This window comes from Mixta sp. Marseille-Q2659 (assembly GCF_940807255.1).
Taxonomy (GTDB): Bacteria; Pseudomonadota; Gammaproteobacteria; order Enterobacterales; family Enterobacteriaceae; genus Mixta.
In genome coordinates this window covers 274,911-295,917 of record NZ_CALNWY010000001.1, presented here as the reverse complement: position 1 = coordinate 295,917, position 21,007 = coordinate 274,911, and the positions used below count along the sequence as shown (strand labels likewise).

The window sequence follows — 21,007 nt, the reverse complement described above, 5'->3', positions numbered from 1 at the left end:
CGGTACGGCGGCCCTTAGCCACCACGCGGTCAGGCTCCGGCGGAGCTAACCACCTTATTTGCCCAGCAGCTCACGCTCGATAAGCTCGCGCGTTTCTACCGCCTGATATTTCATCTTTTCCGGGTAGCCAAACAGCGATGAGGCGATAATCGACTCGCCGCCCACTTTGTACGTCCGGTTAGCAAAGTTCATATCGCGCAGGGTTTGAAACAGCGTCGGAAAATCTACTTCGCCCTCGCCCACGCCGACATGCTGATGCACAGCAGCATCGACGCCCGGCGGGTTAACGATATAGCGGCAGTGTTTGGTGTGATTCATGGTATCGGCGATCAGCACGTGCGACAGGTCGTCGCCAACGTACTCCAGCATGCTTTTCACATCGCCTTTGCCGTTGTCATAAAAGAAGGTGTGCGGCACGCTGTAGACATACTTCACGTTCTCGCTGCGGAACGACTTCACGATGTCAGCGGTTTCATTATTACGCTCGCAGAAATCCCACGGATGTGACTGAATCTCAATGCGGATCCCTTCACGCTCGACGATCGGTAACAGCTCTTCCATTGAGCGGTAGAACATCTCCTCGCAGATCTCCGGCTCGTTCGGGTTGCCGGACAGTTCGGTGTTGATCACCTGCACACCCATCTCCACCGCGATTTCAATCATGCGTTTCCAGTTTTTTACCGCTGCCTGGCGGCGTAGCTCGTCCGGGCCTGACCAGCGATAAACCACGATAAACGAGGAGAGTTCCACGCCGGTGGACTTCAGCGCGTTTTTATACTCCGTCATGATTTCCCGGCTGGCTTTCGGGTGTTTATAGAAGGGGTTAATCTGCGGATGCGGCGACTGTTCAATATATTTGTAGCCCCACTCGGCGACCTGCTGAACCATCTTCGTGATGCCTAAATCTTTAATGACATCCACATCGAAAGCGATTTTCATAACGTTCTCCCTGATTGCTCAGTGCTGGCGCGCCTCCCGCCGCAGCGGGAAGCGGCCGGGGAAATTAAGCCTTATCGTAAAAAGCCGGACGCGGCGGTAATTCAACCTGCTCAATCGCACCGCTATTTTGCGCTTTCAGGCAGGCATCAGCCGCCACGGAAGCGGCGTAACCGTCCCAGGCTGACGGGCCGGTCAGCGTGCCGCGGCTGACATCATTAATGAAGGCTTGCAGTTCGACGTCGTAGGCATCGATAAAGCGATCTTTCCAGTCGGTCAGGATCGAGGTAGAGAGCTGCGCGCTTTTACGCATCTGTACAGCGGAAGGTTCCGGCAGTTTGGCAATGCCTTCTTCGCCCACCACTTCACACTGAATGTCATAGCCGTAGGCGCAGTTAACGAAAATCTCGACGTCGATGCGGATACCCTTCTGGGTTTCAAACAACACGATCTGCGGATCCTTCAGGCGGGCATGGCTTTTTGAGGTCACGCGCGGGAACACCACCTGAACGGTTTTGTAATCGTCATCGGTCAGCCAGCGCAGCACATCCAGTTCATGAATCAGCGTGTTGGTGATCGCCATATCGGTGGTATAGCTTTCCGGCACCGCCGGGTTGCGATGCGCGCAGTGCAGCATCAGCGGCTCACCGATTTCACCATTGGTAATGACCTTTTTCAGCGCACGGTAGCCCGCATCGTAAGGGCGCATAAAGCCGACCTGCACTAAACGTTTGCCGAATTTCATTTCAGCCTCCACCACGCGACGGCAGCCTTCCGCACTCATCGCCAGTGGTTTTTCACAGAATACCGGCTTGCCTGCGGCGATCGCCGCCAGGGTAAATTCTTCGTGGGTCGGATCCCAGGAAGTCACCAGCACCGCCTCAACGTCAGGGGAATTCACCACGTCGTGACCGTTGGCATACACTTCTGCCTGCAGACCGAGGCGCGTCAGTGCTGCTTTCGCGCCCTCAAGATTAATATCCGAGACCGCCACCACGGTGGCGCCCTGTAATACTTTGCTACAACGACGAATATGTTCCTGGCCGATTGCGCCGGCGCCGATAACGCCAAGTTTCAGAGTCATGATCTCTCCAGAATTCAGGGTAAGCGCGAACCCGTCAGCCAGGCCGACGACATTCGCTGTCAGGGTAGATGTCTTTAATAATTAGTATTTACGTGCCTGTTCGACGTGTTCTTTCAGCATCTTAGCGACAGCATCGATACGCTCAGAGGTCGAAACCTGCGCGCCGCCAACGTGCCACCAGCTGAAATATTTATGCACCATGGTTTTGGGCAATACTTTCACGTCAATCAGGGTAGAGACGGTTTCTTTACGCGCTGCTTCCAGCGCATGGCTTAGCTCCTCCAGCGTGGTTACGCGCCAGGTTTTGCAGCCGTAGCCAGCGGCGATGGCGGCGAAATCAACCGGAATAAAGCCGCCGTCCAGCTTGCCGCTGTCGTTATCGCGGAAGCGGAACTCGGTGGTAAAGCTGTCCATGCCGTGTTCCAGCTGGAGGTTGTTGATACAGCCGTTGGTCATGTTGTCGAACAGCACAACGTTAATTTTGGCCTTCTCCTGGATGGAGGTCACCAGTTCGGAGTGCAGCATCATAAAAGAGCCGTCGCCCACCAGCGCATAGACTTCGCGCTGCGGTTCCGCCAGCTTCACGCCGAGCGCGGCATTGATCTCGTAACCCATGCAGGAATAGCCATATTCCACGTGGTAGCCGTTAGGCGCTTTAGTACGCCAGACACGCTGCAGATCGCCCGGCAGGCTGCCCGCGGCGGCGACAATAACGGCATCTTCCGGTAGCTGTTCGTTCAGGGTTCCCAGCACGCTGCTCTGCGTCAGAAAGGAGCCAGTCAGACGGTTAAATTCGGCAAACAGCGCTTCCCGATCGATGCTGTCGTCAATTTCCGGCACAAAGTTCTCTTCGCTGTACGCCGCCTGATAAACGCGCTGCGTCTCTTTCAGCAGTTTGCTCTGCGCCTGTTCGATTTGAGCGCCCCATTCGCTGTTAAAGCCCTGCGCGGTAAGGCGTTCGTTTAAGGCGGTTAAGGCTTCGCGTGCGTCGGCTACCAGCTGCACGCCATCCAGTTTGTAAGCGTCGAAATTGCTGACGTTTATGTTGAGGAAGCTGACGTCAGGATGCTGGAATATCCATTTCGACGCGGTCGTAAAATCGGTGTAGCGCGTGCCGATGCCAATCACCAGATCGGCTTCTTTCGCCAGCAGGTTCGCCGCCAGGCAGCCGGTTTCGCCAACGCCGCCGACGTTCAGCGGATGATCGGAAACCAGCGAGCCTTTCCCGGCCTGGGTTTCCGCGAACGGGATCTGATGCTGCTCGGCAAACTGGCGCAACGCCTCGCCCGCGCCGGAATATTTCACCCCGCCGCCGCAGACGATCAGCGGTTTGCGTTTACGCGCCAGCAAAGCCAGCGCGTCCTGCAGCTGCGCTTCGGTGGCGGGACGGCGATCCAGACGATGTACGCGCTTCTGGAAGAAGTAATCGGGGAAATCCCAGGCTTCGCCCTGCACATCCTGCGGCAGCGAGAGCGTTACCGCACCGGTTTCCGCCGGATCGGTCAGCACGCGCATAGCATTAATACAGGCGGTCATCAGCTGTTCGGGCCGGCTAACGCGATCCCAGTATTTGCTGACGGCGCGAAACGCGTCATTGGTACTGATGCTGAGATCGTGGCTCTGCTCAATCTGCTGTAGCACCGGATCGGGCTGACGCGTAGCGAACACGTCGCCTGGCAGCAGCAGCAGAGGAATGCGGTTGGCCGTTGCGGTCGCGGCGGCGGTAATCATATTAGCCGCGCCGGGACCAACGGATGAGGTGCAGGCGATGATTTCACGGCGCAGCTTCTGTTTGGCGTAGCCGATGGCGGCATGTGCCATACCCTGCTCATTGCGCCCCTGATGGACGACCAGATCGCCATTATCCTGCTCCAGCGCCTGGCCAAGCCCCAGCACGTTGCCGTGACCAAAAATGGCAAAGATGCCTTTAACAAATTTGGTTTCCACACCGTCAACGGAGAGGTACTGATTATCGAGAAATTTCACCAGCGCCTGCGCCGTAGTTAATCTGATCTTGCCCATTTGCTCATCCTTTACCGTGGCGGAACCGTTAACAGGGCGCGCCGCAATTCGCTTATGTCGGCAACCGAAACGGTATTTTCCGACCGCTATTGAGTGAAACGTGTGGCGATTATAAACAAATATTTTTTCCATAAAACACGATTACAGAAGAAACATTTCATTTTGCGAGAGAGATCAAATTATCCGTTTTGCCAGCGTAGAAAGCGGCTCGGCTTGACCTTAAAGTGAAACAGCAGGGAGTTGAACACTTAAAAATAAATATTCCATTTCATTTCATCGGTATGGCTAACTTCTTCAAAAACAGCGTTAAATAAGCCATTAAAAGGAATGCGCGACGAAAGTTGATACGGCTTTTAGCAGAAAGCCAAAGCAGAGAGTTTTTTACCCGTCTCACATTTTTGGGTTAATAATTTCATTCAATATTGTTTTTGGAATATTTATTCCTCATACTGCCAGCACAGTTGATCCGGTGCGATCGGGTTCTCAAAAGATCCCTGGAGACGCTCGACAGTGTCTGCTTATCACAGAAGGAAACAACAGGTATGAGTACACCACAGAAGCGGCTTGATGTGATTTGTATTGGCCGTATTGCCGTTGACCTTTACGGTCAGCAAATCGGTGCGCGTCTGGAAGATACCAGCACCTTTGCCAAATATCTTGGCGGCTCCTCCGGCAATGTCGCTTACGGCACCGCCATTCAGGGGCTGAAATCCGCGATGCTGGCGCGCGTCGGCGACGAACACAATGGCCGCTTTCTGCGCGAAGAACTACAGCGCGTTGGCGTCGATACCGAGTTTCTGATCACGGATGAGAAACGGCTAACCGGCCTGGTCATACTGGGCATTAAGGATCAAGACACCTTCCCGCTGATCTTTTATCGCGATAACTGCGCCGACATGGGGCTGACGCCAGAGGATATTAATGAAGATTATATCGCCTCGGCGCGCGCGTTGGCGGTGACCGGCACGCACCTTTCTCATCCCGATACGCGCGCGGCGGTATTAAAAGCGTTGGAGATCGCGCGCCGTCACGGGCTGCGCACCGCGCTGGATATCGATTACCGACCGGTGCTGTGGGGCCTGACCTCGCTGGGCGACGGCGAAACGCGTTTTATTGAATCAGGCCACGTTACTCAGCAACTGCAGGAAGTGCTGCACTACTTTGATTTGATTGTCGGCACCGAAGAAGAATTTCATATCGCAGGCGGCAGCACCGATACGCTGACGGCGTTAAAAGCGGTACGCCAGGCCAGCAAAGCCACGCTGGTGTGCAAGCGCGGCCCGCTAGGCTGCGTGGTGTTTGAAGGCGATATTCCCGACAGCTGGGAGCAAACCCGGCTGCAAAGCGGCGTCCGTGTTGAGGTACTGAACGTGCTGGGCGCCGGCGATGCCTTTATGTCTGGCCTGCTGCGCGGCTGGCTGAACGATGAAGGCTGGGAACAGGCCTGCCGTTACGCGAATGCCTGCGGCGCGCTGGTGGTTTCACGCCACGGCTGCGCGCCGGCAATGCCGACAAAAGCGGAGCTGGACGACTATCTGAGCCGCGATCGTGACGTGAAACGTCCCGATCGTGATCCGCGCCTGAATCATCTGCACAGGGTAACTACCCGTAAACAAAGCTGGCATGAACTGTGCGTGTTCGCCTTCGATCATCGCAAACAGCTGGCTGATATGGCACAGGAAGCGGGTGCCGATCCTGAACGCATTCCGCAGCTAAAAATGCTGCTGTTGCAGGCGGCTGAAGCGGCTGCTAACGAGGCCGGACTGGACAATCGCAGCGGTATTCTGGCCGATACGACCTATGGTCAGCAGGCGCTGAACGCGATTACCGGCAAAGGCTGGTGGATTGGCCGACCGATTGAAATGCCGGGTTCACGCCCTTTACGTCTGGAGCATGGCAATATCGGCTCGCAGCTTATCGACTGGCCACAGGAGCATGTGGTGAAGTGCCTGGTCTTTTATCATCCCCATGATGACGCCGCGCTGCGTGCCGAGCAGGATGCGCTAGTTCTCGATGTCTGGCGCGGCTGTAATAAATCAGGCCATGAATTGCTGCTGGAAGTGATCTTACCGGAGGATAATCCGGACCGCCAGGAAGGTTACTATATTGATATTATTGAGCATTTTTACCAGCTTGGCGTTCAGCCCGACTGGTGGAAGCTGCCGCCGCTGTCGCTGCAAAGCTGGCAAACCATCGGTAACATCATTGAACAACAGGATCCCTGGTGCCGCGGTATTTTGCTGCTGGGACTGGATGCACCGGAAGCGAAGCTGAAAGCGGGCTTCCGTGATGCAGCGCAGGCGCCGTGGGTAAAAGGCTTTGCCGTTGGCCGCACGATTTTCGGTCAGCCTTCGCGTCAGTGGCTGCAGGGCGAGCTGAATGACAAACAGCTGATTGAGCAGGTTAAAAGCAACTATCTGACGCTTATCGGCTACTGGCGCGAAGCGCGCCCGATGCAACAGGCCAGCTAGTTTTCATCAAGCTATAACGCCGCTGCTTCTGGCGGCGTTTCCTTCTTTTCAACGCAAATTAATCGCTAATTAACACGATTAACCGGACGCTTTTCGCCAGATTTAGCGCCAGTTGGCACTACATTCTGTGAGGTAATTCATGTTGCGATGAAATAAAGTCTGCTAACAGGGGTTTCAAATGAAATTTTCCATTCGTCTGGTAGAATATCGCTCAGCAAAACGCCAATCATTTTTAGCAGGCCGAAGTAATGACAACTAACCCTACACAGCTTTCCTTGTTACAGGACGATATTCGTCGTCGCTACGATACGCTTAGCAAGCGCCTGAAACAGGTTGCCCGCTATATTCTCGATAACAGCAACAGCATTGCTTTTGATACCGTCGCTTCTATCGCACAGCAGGCCGATGTGCCGCCCTCTACCCTGATTCGCTTTTCAAACGCGTTTGGCTTCAGCGGCTTTAACGAAATGAAGCAGGTTTTCCGTCAGCACCTGATGGAAGAGACGGTTAACTATACCGAGCGGGCGCGTCTGTTTCGCCAGACCGCGACCGATGAAGCTGCCGCATCACCTGAAAATCCAGCCGAGATCCTGAACGTCTTTACGATGGTGAATTCGCAGGCGCTTCAGCAGCTGGCGATGCAAACCAACCCAGAGCAGCTGAACAAAGCGGTAGAGATGCTCAACAATGCTGAAAACATTTATGTCATTGGCCTGCGCCGCTCTTTTAGCGTGGCCTCTTACCTGACCTATGCTTTGCGCCACCTTGAGCGCCGCGCTTTTCTTATTGATGGCTTAGGTGGAATGTTTACCGAGCAGCTTAGTTTAGTGAATCCGAAAGACGTGGTGATCGCCATCAGCTATTCACCCTATGCGCGCGAGGGCGTAGAGCTGGTAGAAATGGGTGCCCGCCGCGGTGCGCAGCAGATAGCCATTACCGACAGCCAGGTAAGCCCGCTGGCTGCCTTCAGCGACGTATGTTTTGTGGTGCGTGAAGCGCAGGTTGACGGATTCCGTTCCCAGGTCGCTTCGCTGTGCCTGGCCCAGACGCTGGCGGTCTCGCTGGCGTTAAATAATGCCAAAGAGTAAAGACGACTCCCCAACGCAACGCGTGTGGAGTTCGTGATAAGGTCGGTGATCGGGCGTACTGCTACAGATGCCCCCCCAGCTCAAGCGCGGGGTGTTCAGGCAGAAGAGTAAAGCGGCCCGCGTCATGAAGGGCGCGGGCCGTGCTGACAAGGATGACGTTTTTTGCGTCTTTACGATCGGCCTGAACTCCTCGTGCTGGCACCTTATCAACAAATAAGGCAGCCTGTTCAGGCTGCCTTTCATCTCTTCCCGGCTGCGTTTACTTCGCTTTAACCGGATAGCTGTCGCTGTTAACCCAGGCGTGATCCTTCTCCCAGGTAAACTTCCATTTGCGCACCGGTCCTGCCATCACGTTCAGATAGTAGTTATCGTATCCGGCAATGGTGGCGACCGGATGGTAGCCGCGCGGCACGGTAACAACATCGCGGTTATAGGGTGCCATACATTCATCCAGTGAGCGGTCGTCGGTATAAACCCGCTGCATGGCAAAGCCCTGCTCCGGCTGAAAGCGATGATAGTAGGTTTCTTCCAGATAGGTTTCGTCCGGTGAATTTTCCTGATCGTGCTTATGGCTGGGATACGAGCTGGTATCGCCTTCGTCGGTATAAACCTCCACCACCAGCAGGCTGTCGGCGCGCTTATCATCCGGCAGAATGTTATGAACCAGACGCTTGTTACGGCCCTTGCCGCGATGTTCAACGCCCACATCATGCGGCGCGATCAACCGTGCTGGCAGGTCGCCATGGCCCGGCGCGCTGCATACCGCCAGTTCCAGATCGGAATCAGCCACCACCTCAACGCGATCGTGATGCGGCACATATACCGAGTAAGGCGGTGTGCGCTCAAAAGGCGACTGACGTTGACCAATGCCGGGAAACTCCGCGTTACGCGTTTTAACCGAGGCCAGCCCGGCCACCAGCACCAGGCAAAGTTCTTTCTCCTCGCTCTCCAGCGTCAGGGTTTGCCCCTTTTTCAGCAAATAAACATCGAAGCCAACAAAGCGCCAGCCAGCGCTTTCCGGCGTGATGTGCTGGATACGCCCGTTGGCGTCCGGCTGCTGTCGTTTAGCAAGCAAAGACATGCGCTCCTCCTTGTAAGATGGTTAGCCCAGCGTCGGCATACTAAATTCAGATACCGTTTGCTGACCGCTCGGCCAGCGCGCCGTGGCGGTTTTCATGCGCGTATAGAAACGCACGCCGTCTGGCCCATGTACGTTAAGCGCGCCAAAGACAGAGCGTTTCCAGCCGCCGAAGCTGTGGAATGCCATCGGTACCGGCACCGGCACATTAACGCCAACCATCCCTGCCTCGACGTTCTGTACAAAATCGCGCGCGGTATGGCCGTTGCTGGTGAAAATGGCGCTGCCGTTGCCAAACTCGTGGCTGTTAACCAGCGCCAGCGCGCTCTGGTAGTCAGGCGCACGCATAATGCCCAGTACCGGCCCAAAGATCTCTTCACGCCAGATCACCATATCGTTAGTGACCTTATCAAACAGCGTGCCGCCGACGTAATAGCCTTCCGCGTGGCCCGGCACCTGGAAATTACGACCATCAACCACCAGCGTCGCGCCTTCTTCTACGCCCTTATCGATATAACCCAGCACCTTTTTCTGATGAGCAGCGGATACCACCGGCCCCATCTCGTTTTCTTCGCCGCCTTTCTGGATACCAGGCCCGACGCGTAGCGCTTTTACCAGCGGCGTCAGGCGCGCAATCAGCTTATCCGCCGTATCATCGCCGACCGCCACCACCACCGGCAGCGCCATGCAGCGTTCGCCCGCAGAACCGTAAGCGCCGCCCATAATGGCATTTACTGTGGCATCCAGATCGGCATCCGGCATCACGATGGCGTGGTTTTTCGCCGCACCGAATGCCTGTACACGCTTACCGTAAGCGCTGGCGGTTTTATAGATATGCTCCGCCACGCCGGAGGATCCTACAAAGCTTACCGCCTGTACGCGGCTGTCGGTGTAGAGCTGTTCGGCATCTTCATTCGAACAATGCACCACATTAAAGACGCCCTCCGGCAGCCCGGCTTCGCTCAACAGTTCGGCCATGCGCACAGCAGCGGAAGGATCCAGCGCAGGCGGCTTCAGCACAAAGGTATTGCCGCAGGCCAACGCGATAGGGAACATCCACATCGGCACCATCGCCGGGAAGTTAAATGGAGTAATGCCGGCCACCACGCCCAGCGGCTGCATCAGCGAATAGCTATCGACGCCGGTGCCGACGTTAGGCGAATACTCGCCTTTAATCAGATGAGGAATGCCGCAGGCAAACTCCACCACTTCCATGCCGCGCGTCAGCTCGCCCTGCGCATCTGACCAGACTTTCCCGTGTTCACTAACAATCAGCTCTGCCAGCTCGTCGCGGTGCTTTTCCAGCAGCATCTTAAAGTTGAACATGATGCGCGCGCGACGCAACGGAGACGTTTTCGACCACTCCGGGAAGGCGTTATGCGCAACTTCAATCGCCTGCGCGACCTCATCCGCCGTGCTTTGCGTCAGCTCGCGCACCACTTTGCCGGTAGCAGGATCGTAAACCGGAATCGTTTCATTGCTGGCGCTATGGGTGATTTTGCCGCCAATAAAGTTTCCAACGATATTCATGTTCAGCCTCATTGATGTGTTGGTTCCCTACCGCTCGGTCAGTTTTACAGCACCGTCGGCGAGCGGGATGTACCCCGTTTCAGTCTGTTGACCCTATTATATTGAAATAAATTTTTCAAATAGTTCAGATTGGAAGATTCATTTTTAGCGGGATGGATCGCATTTTTTTAGCAAACGCGGCGGCGGATTTTCAGCGGGACAAGCTGATACTGCTTGATGAATAGCCATTAACAAAGCGTGAAAACGGCGCGGACGTTAAAGGGCAGGTGCTGCTTTCATAGATGAAAAATGAAATTTTTGCGAGACAGATCCAAAAACCAGCATTCCATTATTTTATATTTTTGAAATAAATATTCTCTTTGTGCCAGCCGCCGACAGGTCGCGCTGTCGGCTTTACCTTATCTTTGCAGGAGCAAATCATGGCCATCGATCCCACGCGTTTCTGTATTAATCGCAAAATCGCCCCCAACCTTAGCATTGAATCTTTTTTCAAACTGGTTCAGCGGCTTGGCCTGCATAAGGTGGAATTGCGCAACGACATGCCCAGCGGCAAGGTAACCGATAATCTGAGCCATGAGCAGGTTAAAGCGCTGGCGCAGCAGTACGGCATGGAAATTATTACCATCAATGCGCTCTATCCTTTTAACCGCATGGATGATGAACTGCTGGCGCGCGCAGAAGCGCTATTGAAAGAGGCGCAGGCGATCGGCGCGCGCGCGCTGGTGCTGTGTCCGCTAAACGACGGCCAGCCGATTACCGCGGAGAAAACCATTGCCGCCATGCAAAAGCTGGCGCCGCTGTTTGCGCAATACGGCATCGAAGGATTAGTCGAACCGCTGGGTTTCCCGCAAAGCTCGCTGCGTTCTGCGGTACAAACGCAAGCGCTGATTCGCGATGCGCAGGTGCCCTTCCATGTGCTGATCGATACCTTCCACCATCATTTGTATGAACAGGCCGAGCAGGAGTTCGCTACGGGTATCGATATCGATCGTATTGGGCTGGTACACCTTTCCGGCGTTGAGGATACACGCCCGACCGCCGAGCTGACCGATGAGGAACGCATTATGCTCAGCCGCGACGACGTGCTGAACAGCGTGGCGCAGGTGCAGCGTCTGGAGCAGATGGGTTATCGCGGCGTCTATGCGTTTGAGCCTTTCGCCTCTACGTTAGCAAACTGGCGCGAGGCGGATATTGAGCGTGAAATCCGCCAAAGTATTGAACTGCTGCAGGCCTGATGTCAGCAGCGTTATACCGAAGTTATCTGTTATTTGTGTCTTTGCTGTTTCTGGCCTCGCTCCGAGGCCTTTTTTATTGCGTGTCAGTGGGCTGACGTTGCTGCATTCGCCAGGTCATCAACAGCGCCAGACACACCAGCAGGCCGCTCAGCAGATAGATAACCGGTACGCCCGCGTAACTCATAATAAATCCGGCTACCGGCCCGGTAATCCCCAACGCCAGATCCATAAATGCCGTAAAGGTCGCCAGCGCGCTGCCCTGATTTTGCGCAGGCACCGCTTTGACCGCCACCACGCCCAGCGCCGGAAACACCAGTGAAAAGCCCGCGCCGGTCAGCAGCGCACCGAGATTCGCCAGCCAGGGCGTAAAAGAGAGCCAGACGATAAACAGCCCCAGCGCCTCTACGCTAAAGCAGATGATGGCTACTCGTAAGCCGCCGTGGCGGTTAATGCTGTTGGGAAACAGCAGCCGCGCGCCGACAAAAGCCAGGCTGAATAAGGTCAACGAAAACGCGGCGCCCGGCCAGCCTTTCGCCTGATAAAACAGCGTAATAAAGGTGGCGATCACGCCAAATCCCGCTGACGCCATCGCCAGCAGCAGGCCAAACGGCCAGATTTTTCCCAGCACCGCGCGAAACGGCAGCGGCTTGCCTTTACTGCCTTTGACCGCCGGACGCGGCAGCGCCAGCAGAACAGCAGTGAGCGTGATCAGCACAATGACCGCCGCCAGCAGCAGAATCCCGCCCAGATGATAAATCAGTGCGCCGAGCGGCGCGCCCAGCGCCATCGCGCCATAGGTACAAACCCCGTTCCACGAAATCACCCGACCTATATGCGCTGAGCCGACAACACCGACGCCCCACAGCGTAGAGCCGGTTCCCGCAAAACTTTGGCCGATGCCTAACGCCAGCCGTCCAATACAGAGCAACGCCAGGCTTATCAGCGGCCAGCTGTAGCTCAGGGCGGCCAACGCATAACAGACACCACTTAGCAGGCAGCCGCACAGGCCAAACACCACCACTTTTTTCGGCCCCCACAGATCGGCGTAGCGTCCCGCATGTGGTCGGCTGAGCAGCGTAGAAAGATATTGCAGACTGATCACCAGGCCCGCCCAGAACGCGCTGTAGCCCATTACGTCATGAACATAGCCAGGCAAGACCGCCAGCGGCAATCCGATGGTCAGGTAACTGGCGAAATTGAAAATCACTACGGAAAGAATTCGCTGATTCAGACGGAAAGCGCTCTGTGGCGTTTCCGGCGCAGGCTGTCCAGGCATAATGTTGGCTCGTTACCGATAATCATTAACAGGCTAAGCGATTACTATACGCAGGTTAGCGCAAATTATCAGTCCGTTAGGCGCGTTAACGTCTACACTTGCTGTGCCAGGATTGTTTACCGGGGAAACTATGATCGCGCCGCAACAGGAAAAAATGGGACAGAATATGTTGCTGAAGATGGCAACGCTGGTGGTTATTTTGGCAGGGATACGTGCGGCGTCAGATATTATCGTTCCCTTTTTACTGGCTATCTTTCTGGCGATTGTGCTTAACCCGCTGGTCAATATTTTGATGCGCCGCGGGCTCCGTCGTACCTGGGCGATTACGCTGGTCATGGTAGTGGTGCTGATGGTTATTCTGATGCTGGTGGCGATGCTGGCCAGTTCGGTAAATGAATTCTCCCTGGTTTATCCGCAGATCCGCGCCATCCTTGAGCAAAAACTGACCATCATTCAGCATTATGCGGGCCGGTTGAATATTCCGGTTTCCACGCGCGCGCTGGCTGAGCAACTCGATCCCAACGCTATTATGAATGTGGCGACCACCGTCCTGACGCAGTTTTCCGGCGCGATGAGCAACTTTATCCTGCTGATCATGACCGTCATTTTTATGCTGTTTGAAGTACGCCATCTGCCTTATAAACTGCGCAACGCGCTGGTCAATCCTCAGATTCGCATCGCCGGTCTGCACAAGGCGCTGAAAGGCGTCACCCATTATCTGGCGTTAAAAACCCTGATTAGCCTGATTACCGGCGTGGCCGTCTGGCTGTCGCTGCTGTTGCTGGACGTCAAGTTTGCGCTGTTCTGGGGCGTGGTCGCTTTTGTACTGAACTTTATCCCCAATATCGGGCCTATTATTGCTGGCGTTCCGCCTTTTATTCAGGCGCTGGTGCTGAACGATTTTTACGATGCGCTGCTGGTGGCCGCGCTGTTCAGCGCCATCCATATGGTGTTCGGCAATATGCTGGAGCCGCGCGTGATGGGGCGCGGCCTCGGTTTATCAACGCTGGTGGTCTTTCTTTCGTTGATCTTCTGGGGCTGGCTACTTGGCCCGGTCGGCATGCTGTTATCGGTACCGCTGACCAGCGTCTGTAAAATCCTGATGGAAACCACGCCAGGCGGCAGCAAGCTGGCTATTTTACTGGGCAACGGCCGCCCGCCGATCCCGCCGACAAAACGCTAAGTTAGGTTTCAAACAGATGGTCGTAGACGCGCTGGAGATGCAGCGCCATGCTGTCGCGCGCGAGCGGCGGATTCTGTTCTGCAATGGCGCGGGCGATCAACTGATGGTCGTGATTTAGTGCCTGCGGGAAATCCCGATCGGCGAAGTGGCTTTCTAACCGCACAAAGCGCTGACTTTTACGCCGGTTCCATAGCTGCTCCATCATCTCGCGCAGCACCTCGTTGCCGGTCATTTCGCTGATAAGCAGGTGAAAGCGCTTATCCTGTTGCAGAAACCCTTCATCATTTATCGGATGCCCGGCCAGCTGAGCGGCTACCTCCAGCAGTTCGCGCCGCTGCGCTTCCGTACCGAAGCGCGCCGCCAGCTCAGCGGTCATCGCTTCAAAGGCCTGACGCGCTTTAATCAGATCGCGCAGGCTGAACGTATCTTCAGGTTCGGTCGGCTGGCTCGGCAACGGATTCGCTACCAGCACGCCATTACCGCTACGGATTTCCACCCAGCCGGTCACTTCCAGCGCGATCAACGCTTCACGCACCGATGAACGGCTGACGTTCAGCTGTCTGGCCAGCTCGCGCTCCGGCGGCAGCAAGCTGCCAGGGGCAAATTCGCCGCGCGCTATCGCAGCGCTCAGCAGCGTTGAAATTTGACGATAAAGCCGCTCGGCTTTGACGGGGGGAAGGGTCATCACGCTCACCTGTTTACGCTCTCTGGCAGCCGTCTATTTTGCCGCGCCCGCGCGGTTTTATCGGCTGACGCGCCCGATAATGCGATAGATATCACTCTTTTTAAGCAAAAACTTCCCTATTCTGGCCCAGCGGCCTGACCAATGGCCTTTTTTACCCGAACGGTCGAACCGCTCTGAACCCCATTTTAAACAGGAGACCTTATGGAACACACCTGGCGCTGGTATGGCCCTAACGATCCCGTCACGCTCGATGATGCCCGTCAGGCGGGCGCCACCGGTATTGTGACTGCGCTGCATCATATTCCTAATGGCGAAATCTGGACCACAGACGAGATCAAAGCGCGGCAGGCGCTGCTGGCGGAAAAAGGGCTGTACTGGTCGGTGGTGGAAAGCGTTCCGGTCCACGAAGCGATAAAAACCCAGCGCGGCGACTGGCAGCGCTATATCGCTAACTATCAGCAATCGCTGCGTAATCTCGCCGCCTGCGGTATCGATACCGTCTGTTATAACTTTATGCCGGTGCTGGACTGGACGCGTACCGATTTAGGCTGGCAGTTGCCTAACGGCGCGCGGGCGCTGCGTTTTGACGCGGTCGCCTTCGCCGCGTTTGAGTTGCATATTTTGCAGCGGCCCGGCGCGCGTGAAACCTACAGCGACGAGGAGCAGCGACAGGCAGCAGACTATTTTGCCGCCATGACGCCGGAGGCGATCGCCACGCTGACGCGCAACATTATTGCCGGGCTGCCCGGCGCGGAAGAAGGCTATACGCTGGAGCAGTTCCAGGCGCAGCTCTCGCAGTATGACGGCATTGATAAAGCGCGCCTGCGGGAAAATATGGCGACTTTTCTGCGCGCCATTGTGCCGGTCGCGGAAGAGGTCGGCATTATGCTGGCGGTACATCCTGACGATCCGCCGCGTCCGATCCTCGGCCTGCCGCGCATTATCTCTACCGAAGAAGATATGCAGTGGTTAACCGAGACGGTAAACAGCCTGCATAACGGCTTTACGTTCTGTACCGGTTCTTACGGCGTGCGGGCCGATAACAACCTGGTACGTATGGCGCAAACCTACGCCGACCGCATTCATTTTATCCATCTGCGCGCCACGCAGCGCGAAGAAAATCCCGACAGTTTTCACGAAGCTGAGCATCTGGCTGGCGATGTGGATATGGTCGGCGTAATTAAGGTGATTCTGGAGGAGGAGCAGCGCCGCCGTCGCGCTGGCAGCACGCGCGCCATTCCGATGCGTCCCGATCATGGTCACCAAATGCTGGACGACTTGCATAAGAAAACAAATCCAGGCTATTCCGCCATTGGCCGCCTGAAAGGGCTGGCGGAGCTGCGCGGCGTCGAGCTGGCGTTAAAACAGTGCTTCTTTTCTGAGTAACTAATCTGGAACGGCAGCGGCTTATCAGAAGCCGCCGCCCGCTTTTTGTCCACTGCATCGCCCTCCTTTATCCCGTCTTCCGGCGCATCTTCGCATTTTTCTTTTTTCGCGCGTTTCACAGCGGAAAACCCCGTTTTTTACTGCTACGTTTTAAGTAATAAATTTGTTACAGCAGACTCTGCTGCCTGCTTCGCTTATGGTTACTTTTTATACGCCGATAGCCGATGCTGACAGCGCAGATATGACATTTTCCGCTTTCAGACGATATACTGTGAAATCAGAACGTAATCATTGCGTTAAGTTATTATTGCGATTGATTACTAACTGAACTGGCTTTGCGCCAGAGAAACGATTTTCTCAACGCCGCGATCTGACACGTTTCAGCCTCCGGTTCGCGCCGTTGAGAATATTAAGACTAATAAGCAAACACAGGGCGAATGATATGAAACTACGTAGGAAGCGTGTCAAACCTATTGCGCTTGGTGACGTAACCATCATCGATGATGCGCGTTTACGTAAGGCGATTACCGCGGCATCGTTAGGCAATGCGATGGAGTGGTTCGATTTTGGTGTCTATGGCTTTGTGGCCTATGCCTTAGGTAAGGTCTTCTTTCCCGGCGCCGATCCCGGCGTCCAGATGATCGCCGCGCTGGCCACCTTTTCCGTTCCCTTTCTGATCCGACCGCTGGGCGGGCTGTTTTTCGGCATGCTGGGCGATAAGTATGGGCGTCAGAAAATTCTTTCCATCACCATTATTATTATGTCGCTCAGTACTTTCTGTATCGGGCTGATCCCCTCGTATGCCTCTATCGGTATCTGGGCACCGATACTGCTGCTACTGGCGAAAATGGCGCAGGGCTTCTCCGTAGGCGGCGAATATACCGGCGCGTCGATCTTCGTGGCGGAATATTCACCTGACCGCAAACGCGGCTTTATGGGTAGCTGGCTCGATTTCGGCTCCATTGCGGGCTTTGTGCTGGGCGCGGGTCTGGTGGTGCTGATTTCCACCATTGTCGGCGAAGAGAACTTCCTGTCATGGGGCTGGCGTCTGCCGTTCTTCCTGGCGCTGCCGCTGGGCATTATTGGTCTCTACCTGCGCCACGCGCTGGAAGAGACGCCAGCGTTTCAACAGCATGTGGAGAAGCTGGAACAGGGCGATCGTGAAGGTTTGCGCGAAGGGCCGAAAGTCTCGTTCCGTGAAATTGCCACCAAGCACTGGAAAAGCCTGCTGGCCTGCGTAGGTCTGGTGATCTCCACCAACGTGACCTATTACATGCTGCTGACCTATATGCCGAGCTATCTGTCGCATAACCTGCACTACCCGGAAGATCACGGCGTACTGATCATTATCGCCATTATGATCGGCATGCTGTTTGTACAGCCGATTATCGGTTTGCTGAGCGACCGCATCGGTCGTCGTCCGTTTGTGATTGTCGGCAGTATTGCGCTGCTGCTGTTGGCTATTCCGGCCTTTATGCTGATTAACAGCAATGTGCTGGGCCTGATTTTTGCCGGTCTGCTGATGCTGGCGGTGATCCTGAACTGCTTTACCGGCGTTATGGCCTCAACGCTGCCAGCGATGTTCCCAACTCATATTCGCTATAGCGCGCTGGCCAGCGCCTTCAATATTTCGGTATTGATCGCGGGTCTGACGCCGACCGTAGCGGCCTGGCTGGTAGAAGCCAGCAACGATCTTTATATGCCTGCTTACTACCTGATGGTTATCGCGATTATCGGCTTAATTACCGGCATTACGATGAAGGAAACCGCCAACAAGCCGCTGAAAGGCGCGACGCCTGCGGCCTCTGATATTCAGGAAGCGCGTGAAATCCTGCAGGAGCATCACGATAATATCGAACAGAAAATTGAAGATATTACCGAAGAGATTGCGAAGCTGGAGGAAAAACGTAAGAACCTGATCCAACAGCATCCGCGCATTAACGAGTAACGGTGCTGTTAATGATCCTCACCAACAAAGGTGATGTGATACTTAACCTGCAGAATGTTCTCTAAATAAAGCCCCTGCTATAAGGGGCTTTTTTCTGGGCAATCATACCTGCCAGTTCTGCTTAACTTTGTGGTTTCAATTCGGTTTTTATCCAACCCGGCTCGCGCTTATCGAAGGCCTGGTAAGCAGAGACAACATCGCTAAGCGGCTCAACCTGCGTAAGTATCTCGACCGGATCGATAGCGCCCATACGCACCAGCTCCAGTAAATGCGGGATGATGGAATGATGGTTACAGTTCCCCATTTTCATGGTCAGGTTTTTATTCATTGCCTTACCTATCGGGAACGTTTCTGCCTGCGGTGGGTAAACGCCAATAATGCTCAACGTTCCGGCTTTTTTCAGGGAAGCAATTGCCCACTCCAGCGCCTGTGTAGGTGCATCGCCCGGCACCCAGTTGCCATTATGAACATGTTGATGCGCGGCATTATCCGGGGCAACCTCCTCAACTTCCTGACGAAACTTCTCGCTCTGCTGGCTGGCCTGCGCAGCAGCCGGCCCATAGTGGGCGTGTTGGCTGTCCACGCCTACGGCATCAATAGCGCAATCAGCGCCAACGCCACCGGTCAGTTTTTTAATCATCGCCACCGGATCTTCTTCTTCAAAGTTAACGGTGAATGCGCCCTGACGGCGCGCCATCGCCAGCCGATCCTCATGACAGTCAACCATGATTACGCGCGCTGCGCCCATTAATAAGGCACTGGCAACGACAAACTGTCCAACCGGCCCGGCACCGAATACCGTTACGATATTACCGCGCTGAATATTTGCTATTTCTGCACCAAACCAGGCGGTAGGAAATATATCGCTAATCAGAATAGCCTGATCGTCGCTAACCTCAGGCGGTACTTTTATTAGCGTATTGGCCGCAAAAGGAATCCGCGCTTTTTCCGCCTGTAAACCATTTACCGGACCGGTCGCTTGCGGGCCGCCAAAGAAGCAGGTTCCCGCTTCAGGGCCATTCGGATTAGCATTATCGCACTGCGCGGTATTACCGTCGCGGCAGGGCTGACAATAGCCACAGGAAACGGTGGAACAGACCACCACCCGATCGCCAATATCAAAATTACGTACGTTATCGCCCAGCGCTTCAACAATCCCGACACCCTCGTGGCCCAGGATGGTGCCTTGCTGCATATTACTGAACGTGCCACGAATAAAATGTAAATCCGTACCGCAGATTGCCGATGCGGTCAGCCTGATTACCGCATCATCCGGCTGCTCAATGCGCGGTTCCGGTACGTCATCCAGGCGAATATCGCCCACATCATGCCAAACGAGAGCTTTCACATTACCTCCTGGTCTACGTGTACTAATCTGGCGGGCTCTCCTGTTGATCGCCCAAGCCCCCTAAGTGTAGGAGCAATTCAGGGGTAAAACAGGCGCAGCGGCACCTGAGCCGCCGCTTTTTATTATCCTGCCAGTGGGCTGCCGTTTGGCTTGCTGCCGCATTCGCGCCCACACTTAAGCTTTACCTTAAGGAGGAAGGCTATGCGGATTCACCACCTGAGCTGTGGTTCAATGTGCCCTTTCGGCGGCGCGCTCTATGATGGTTTTAGCAAAGGGCTGCACGCCCATCTGGTTTGTCACTGCTTACTTATCGAAACCGATCGCGACGGCCTGGTATTAGTGGATACCGGCTTTGGCGAACAGGATCTTCAGCGCCACGGCTCGCGTATCGCGCCCTTCTTCCGCGTGTTTAACAATATTCAGCGTCAGCCTGCCCTTAGTGCGCTGGCGCAGGTGCGGCGCCTCGGCTTTCAGGCGCAGGACGTACGCCATATCGTGCTGACGCATCTCGATTTCGATCACGCAGGCGGCTTAACCGATTTCCCGCACGCGCGCGTTCACCTGATGCAGCAGGAGCTGGAAACCATTCGCCATCGCGACAGCTGGCTGCAACAGCGACGCTATCGTCCGGCGCAGTGGCCTGGTGATACACAGTGGCAGGCTTACCAGCCGCAGGGAGAGAGCTGGCAGGGATTTACCGCCGTTAAGGCGCTGGCCGGTTTGCCGCCGGAAATTCTACTGATCCCGCTGCCGGGCCATACGCCGGGCCACGCAGGCGTTGCGATTCAGCAGCGCGACGGCTGGCTGCTGCACGGCGGCGATGCCTGGTTTTATCGCGGAGAGATGTATCAGTCGCAGCGCCACTGTACGCCGGGGCTACGCTTCTATCAATGGATGATGGCGGCAGATAATGCGGCGCGGCGCGAAAACCAGCAGCGGCTGCGGGCGCTATCGCTTAATCAGCAGGAAAATATCACGCTGTTTTGCAGCCACGATGCCAAAGAGCTGGAAAGAATGCAGGCGCTGCGGCCATAAAAAAACCCCGGCGCTGGCCGGGGTCTGATTATCAGGCGTTGTGTTCAATAACCCGCTGTTGGCTTTCAATCGCAATTTTGCGCGGTTTTTCGCTCTCGGGAATCTCCTGATACAACGAGATCTCCAGCAGGCCATGTTCCAGGCGCGCGCGTTCCACCTTAACGTGCTGCGGCAGCGAATAGCTGACGCTGAAGTTATGTCGGCTGATGCCGCGATGCAGCCAGCCACTTTTTTCATCCTGCTGGTTCTGCTCTTCCGCGCGTTTACCGCTAACGGTCAGCTGGCCGCCCGTCGCGCTAATTTCCAGCTCATCTTCTTTCCAGCCCGGCACGCTGAGCGTAATGGAATAATGGCTCTCGTCCTGGCGTTTAATATCGCACGCGGGTGCGGTGGCCAGCGGCGCATCCCCGGTCAGCTGGCTAAACAGTCGATCGATGCGGTTAAAACGATCGGAGAACAGACTGTCTGTCACATCGGGGAACAGTGAGAGTGATTTGAATGCCATGATAACCTCCTGAAATCTCGTCTTGAGCCATCAAAAGCTTAAACATGTGGGGAAGCAGCCTTCCCGATGCGTTATTTATGTGCGCTCGCGGGCTTTTCAAGCGCCCTTAAAAATAATGATTTTTTATATTAAAAATCATCCTTCAGATCCGGGTGGAATATTAAGCGGCACAATGTTACCTGGCTGTTAAATATAAG

General features: G+C 55.2%; 16 protein-coding genes. 7 read left to right on the top strand and 9 right to left on the bottom strand.

Annotated features, from left to right (window positions below):
• Window positions 1–54 precede the first annotated feature (54 nt).
• From P3C52_RS01375 to iolD, 3 genes are all read right to left on the bottom strand, one after another.
• Window positions 55–939: a sugar phosphate isomerase/epimerase gene (locus P3C52_RS01375; protein ID WP_275553437.1), complete on the bottom strand. Its 885-nt coding sequence runs from the start codon at window positions 937–939 to the stop codon at window positions 55–57.
• Between the two features lie 64 nt (window positions 940–1,003).
• Window positions 1,004–2,020, bottom strand: coding sequence for a Gfo/Idh/MocA family oxidoreductase (locus P3C52_RS01370; protein ID WP_275553436.1), 1,017 nt, complete (start codon window positions 2,018–2,020; stop codon window positions 1,004–1,006).
• Window positions 2,021–2,101: 81 nt separating this feature from the next.
• Complete coding sequence (gene iolD, locus P3C52_RS01365; protein ID WP_275553435.1) at window positions 2,102–4,042, bottom strand: 3D-(3,5/4)-trihydroxycyclohexane-1,2-dione acylhydrolase (decyclizing); 1,941 nt, start codon at window positions 4,040–4,042, stop codon at window positions 2,102–2,104.
• 542 nt (window positions 4,043–4,584) lie between these two features.
• Between iolD and iolC the strand changes: the two genes are divergently transcribed.
• Together iolC and P3C52_RS01355 are read left to right on the top strand one after the other, a co-directional pair.
• The gene (iolC, locus tag P3C52_RS01360; RefSeq protein WP_275553434.1) at window positions 4,585–6,513 is read left to right on the top strand and encodes a 5-dehydro-2-deoxygluconokinase; all 1,929 of its coding nucleotides are present in this window, start codon (window positions 4,585–4,587) and stop codon (window positions 6,511–6,513) included.
• Between the two features lie 248 nt (window positions 6,514–6,761).
• Entirely contained in the window at window positions 6,762–7,601 is an 840-nt protein-coding gene (locus P3C52_RS01355; RefSeq protein ID WP_249892986.1) for a MurR/RpiR family transcriptional regulator, read from the top strand.
• A 259-nt stretch (window positions 7,602–7,860) separates the two neighbouring features.
• On the opposite strand, the gene iolB is transcribed toward P3C52_RS01355, so the two are convergent.
• Together iolB and P3C52_RS01345 are read right to left on the bottom strand one after the other, a co-directional pair.
• On the bottom strand, window positions 7,861–8,682 hold the full coding sequence (iolB, locus tag P3C52_RS01350; protein WP_275553433.1) for a 5-deoxy-glucuronate isomerase: 822 nt from the start codon (window positions 8,680–8,682) through the stop codon (window positions 7,861–7,863).
• 21 nt (window positions 8,683–8,703) lie between these two features.
• A complete protein-coding gene (locus P3C52_RS01345; protein ID WP_275553432.1) occupies window positions 8,704–10,209 on the bottom strand; it encodes a CoA-acylating methylmalonate-semialdehyde dehydrogenase in 1,506 nt (501 codons plus the stop codon).
• A gap of 419 nt (window positions 10,210–10,628) precedes the next feature.
• On the opposite strand from P3C52_RS01345, the gene P3C52_RS01340 reads away from it, so the two are divergent.
• Entirely contained in the window at window positions 10,629–11,444 is an 816-nt protein-coding gene (locus P3C52_RS01340; protein ID WP_275553431.1) for a TIM barrel protein, read from the top strand.
• Window positions 11,445–11,517: 73 nt separating this feature from the next.
• Here P3C52_RS01340 and P3C52_RS01335 read toward each other — a convergent pair whose 3' ends face one another.
• Entirely contained in the window at window positions 11,518–12,720 is a 1,203-nt protein-coding gene (locus P3C52_RS01335) for an MFS transporter (protein ID WP_275553430.1), read from the bottom strand.
• Between the two features lie 130 nt (window positions 12,721–12,850).
• On the opposite strand from P3C52_RS01335, the gene P3C52_RS01330 reads away from it, so the two are divergent.
• Entirely contained in the window at window positions 12,851–13,903 is a 1,053-nt protein-coding gene (locus P3C52_RS01330) for an AI-2E family transporter (protein ID WP_275553429.1), read from the top strand.
• Between the two features lies 1 nt (window position 13,904).
• Here the strand turns inward: P3C52_RS01330 and P3C52_RS01325 are convergent, their stop codons facing one another.
• Window positions 13,905–14,588 (bottom strand): FadR/GntR family transcriptional regulator, encoded by a 684-nt coding sequence (locus P3C52_RS01325; protein WP_275553428.1) that lies wholly within the window; start codon window positions 14,586–14,588, stop codon window positions 13,905–13,907.
• Window positions 14,589–14,789: 201 nt separating this feature from the next.
• Here P3C52_RS01325 and uxuA point away from each other — a divergent pair, with 201 nt between their 5' ends.
• Together uxuA and proP are read left to right on the top strand one after the other, a co-directional pair.
• Window positions 14,790–15,974 (top strand): mannonate dehydratase, encoded by a 1,185-nt coding sequence (gene uxuA, locus P3C52_RS01320; RefSeq protein ID WP_275553427.1) that lies wholly within the window; start codon window positions 14,790–14,792, stop codon window positions 15,972–15,974.
• A 442-nt stretch (window positions 15,975–16,416) separates the two neighbouring features.
• The gene (gene proP / locus P3C52_RS01315; RefSeq protein ID WP_275553426.1) at window positions 16,417–17,922 is read left to right on the top strand and encodes a glycine betaine/L-proline transporter ProP; all 1,506 of its coding nucleotides are present in this window, start codon (window positions 16,417–16,419) and stop codon (window positions 17,920–17,922) included.
• Window positions 17,923–18,043: 121 nt separating this feature from the next.
• Here proP and P3C52_RS01310 read toward each other — a convergent pair whose 3' ends face one another.
• The gene (locus tag P3C52_RS01310) at window positions 18,044–19,270 is read right to left on the bottom strand and encodes a zinc-dependent alcohol dehydrogenase (protein ID WP_275553425.1); all 1,227 of its coding nucleotides are present in this window, start codon (window positions 19,268–19,270) and stop codon (window positions 18,044–18,046) included.
• Window positions 19,271–19,471: 201 nt separating this feature from the next.
• On the opposite strand from P3C52_RS01310, the gene P3C52_RS01305 reads away from it, so the two are divergent.
• Window positions 19,472–20,305, top strand: coding sequence for an MBL fold metallo-hydrolase (locus P3C52_RS01305; protein ID WP_275553424.1), 834 nt, complete (start codon window positions 19,472–19,474; stop codon window positions 20,303–20,305).
• A 31-nt stretch (window positions 20,306–20,336) separates the two neighbouring features.
• On the opposite strand, the gene P3C52_RS01300 is transcribed toward P3C52_RS01305, so the two are convergent.
• Window positions 20,337–20,810, bottom strand: coding sequence for an Hsp20 family protein (locus tag P3C52_RS01300; RefSeq protein ID WP_275553423.1), 474 nt, complete (start codon window positions 20,808–20,810; stop codon window positions 20,337–20,339).
• Window positions 20,811–21,007: the final 197 nt, after the last annotated feature.